This is a genomic window from Sphingomonas sp. Ant20 (assembly GCF_000783375.1).
Lineage (GTDB): Bacteria > Pseudomonadota > Alphaproteobacteria > Sphingomonadales > Sphingomonadaceae > Sphingomonas > Sphingomonas aerolata.
The window spans coordinates 1-2,552 of the sequence record NZ_JRVI01000282.1 but is presented as its reverse complement, the minus strand read 5'-3'; the positions used below and the strand labels follow the sequence as shown (position 1 = coordinate 2,552).

At 70.3% G+C, this 2,552-nt stretch carries 4 protein-coding genes and 1 tRNA gene; all 5 read right to left on the bottom strand.

The window, feature by feature from the left end; genetic code table 11:
• A partial coding sequence (locus NI18_RS20325) for a Glu/Leu/Phe/Val dehydrogenase dimerization domain-containing protein (protein WP_037532941.1) occupies positions 1 to 536 on the bottom strand: 536 nt, incomplete at its 3' end.
• A 105-nt stretch (positions 537 to 641) separates the two neighbouring features.
• Positions 642 to 718, bottom strand: a tRNA-His gene (locus NI18_RS20320).
• A gap of 74 nt (positions 719 to 792) precedes the next feature.
• Positions 793 to 1,557: a type II secretion system protein N gene (gspN, locus tag NI18_RS20315; protein ID WP_052149383.1), complete on the bottom strand. Its 765-nt coding sequence runs from the start codon at positions 1,555 to 1,557 to the stop codon at positions 793 to 795.
• Positions 1,554 to 2,030, bottom strand: coding sequence for a type II secretion system protein GspM (gspM, locus tag NI18_RS20310; RefSeq protein ID WP_037532937.1), 477 nt, complete (start codon positions 2,028 to 2,030; stop codon positions 1,554 to 1,556). The genes gspN and gspM overlap by 4 nt, the downstream gene beginning before the upstream one ends.
• On the bottom strand, positions 2,027 to 2,552 hold a 526-nt coding region (gene gspL / locus NI18_RS20305), incomplete at its 5' end, for a type II secretion system protein GspL (protein ID WP_037532934.1). The genes gspL and gspM, both read right to left, overlap by 4 nt.

Here is a 2,552-nt window from a genome sequence, read left to right as displayed (position 1 = left end):
ACGCGTACGCCCTTCATGTCGGTCGCGCCGAGCCCGCGCTGCGCCGCCGCCTTGACGCCCAGATAGATGCCGAGCGCCGTGTACGGCCCCGGATCGCCGCCCGCCGCACCGCTCGCGACCGGCAGGCCCGATACGTAGCGCGTCTGGGTCGCGATCACCTTCATGCGCTCTTCGGACATGCCGACGTCTTCGGCGGTCACATAGCGGCCGCCGAGCGATTCGACCGCGCGGCCGAACGCCTCGAGCTGTTCGGTGGTGATCACGTCGCCGGGCTTGGCCGCGAGGACCACGCCCTTGCCGCCGCCCAGCTCAAGCCCGGCCATCGCGTTCTTGAAGCTCATGCCGCGCGACAGGCGCAGCGCGTCGGTCACCGCGCGGCCATTGTCCGCATAATGCCAGAAGCGGGTGCCGCCAGCCGCGGGGCCGAGCTTGGTCGAATGCAGCGCGATGACGGCGCGGAGACCCGAAACCGGATCGGTGAAGACGTGAACGCCCTCATGGTCGTCGAAATCGGGAAGGTCCCAAACCGCTGTCATCGCCGGCTCCATCAGGAAGAAGAAAATTGCTTAAACCTGAAATATTATTTTCCGGCCGGTTTTACCAGCACAAAGCGGCGCAAGGCCAAGCAGTTGGGAAAATAATGGGGCGACCGACGGGACTTGAACCCGCAACATCCGGCATCACAAGCCGACGCTCTAACCAATTGAACTACGATCGCCGCGAAGGCCCGTGCCCCTAAGCGGGCTGTCCGTGTCCGTCAAGCGCCGCGATCATGCGCGGCGTCGAATGTCGTCAAAAACTGCCTTCGATCGCCTGGCTATAGCCGCCCGCCCCGCGCACGAAGCCGATCGATTCGAGCCGCTGCTGGACGATCGGGTCGGTCGGTTGCAGCGTCAGCACCGCGCGGTAGCGGCCCGTGCCGTCGATCCGCAGCGTGATTCCCTCGGTCCCCGCCTGGCTGGCGAGCGGCACGATGAGCGCGTCGCCCTCGCATTTGGGCGTACCGCTGACCGACTGCGGCAGCGTGATCCCCGCCACCTCGCCGCCCAGCGTCGCGCGCACCCGCCCCTCGGCACGCTCGCACTGGCCGTCGGCAAACCGCACGGTCACGCCGTCGAGATCGAGCGTGGTGACCGGCACCGGCGCGAACACGGTGCCGGTCGGGATCGTCGCGGTCAGATCATCGACGCCGAACCCGTGACGGCTGACGCTCGCCGATCCGCGCAGCGGTCGAGGGTCGGTTTCGGGGCCGGCCAGCACGATCCGCGCGCGACCCGCCAGCAGCGGCAAGGGCGCGAGCCGGGCATGGAGGTTGCCGAGCGACACCTCGCCGAACCGCGCATCGGTCAGCGTCGCCCCCCAGATCGTGCCCGTCACGCGGCGCGCGACGAGGCCCGCATCCTCGATCCCGACCCAGCCGAGCGCGGCGCGCATCGGCAGGAACACGATCAGTGCGAGCAGCAGCATGCCGCCGAACATCGCGGTCGGGCCGGTCCGCAACCGGATCCGCGTGACGCGGCGTGCGCCGACGCCCACGAAGCGTGCGCTGTCGCTCATGCGGCGCGCGCCTTCAACGTCATCGTCACGCTCACCGTACGGTCACCCTTGTCGGTCATGGTCAGCGCGTCGACCAGGATGCCCGCGCGCTCGAGCCGCGCGAGCCATGCGGTCAGCGCGCCCGGCCGCGCCGACGGCATCACGATCCGCACCCGGTCCGCGCCCTCCTGGTCGAGACTGGTGATCGCGAACCCCGCGAGGTCCGCCTGGGTCCGCACGATCGCATCGAGCGATCCGGTCAGCGGCGTGGGCCGCGATCGCTGCGCGTCGCGGAGCAGCGCGACCATCGCCTGCGTCTCGCCGAGCCGGGTCACGGCGTTGGCATGGCGTTCGCGCGCGCTCGACAGGCCGTCGCCGACCGGGCGGATCACCGCGCCCCAGAGCAGGGTCAGCACCGCAAGCGCCGCCATCACCAGCAACAGCCGCTTCTCGCGCAGCGATCGCCCTTCGAACCAGTGCCGCAACCCGGTCATGCGCCCTCGCTCCCGCCTGCACGGCCCGCCGTGATCGTGAATTCGCCCGACACGCGCCCTGCCGCCGCCTGGAAGACGCCCGCCTGAACCGCAAAGCCGGCACGCTCGAGCGCACTCCTGAGATCGGTCGCCAGCGCCTCGCGCTCGACCGCGACGCCCAGCCGGACAGTCCCGTTCGGCTGGAAGTCGAGCGCGGTGATCTCGCTGCCCGGCGTCGCCTGGACCACGGCAAAGATCGTGGCGGTGGTCGTGCTGAAGCCCAGCCCCGGCCCGCGCACGCGCGACAGCCGTTCGCCAAGCTGGCGCCCGGCATCGTTCACCGTCTCGCCGCGTGGCAGGCCGGAGCGGGCGACCTGTTCGGTCTGCGCCTCGATCATGTCCGCGCCGAAGCTGTATTTTGCGATCCGGACCAGCGTGATCGCCAGCGTCACCGCGAGGATCAGCCCCGACAGCACCGCCAGCCGCCGGATCAGCGCCCAGTCGAGCGCGAATCGCCGCCGCCGCGCGAACATCCCCTGCCGC

Bases quoted from the DNA above. Each gene is read 5' to 3' on its own strand.
- gspN (WP_052149383.1), bottom strand. From the start codon at position 1,557: ATGAGCGACAGCGCACGCTTCGTGGGCGTCGGCGCACGCCGCGTCACG.
- gspM (WP_037532937.1), bottom strand. From the start codon at position 2,030: ATGACCGGGTTGCGGCACTGGTTCGAAGGGCGATCGCTGCGCGAGAAG.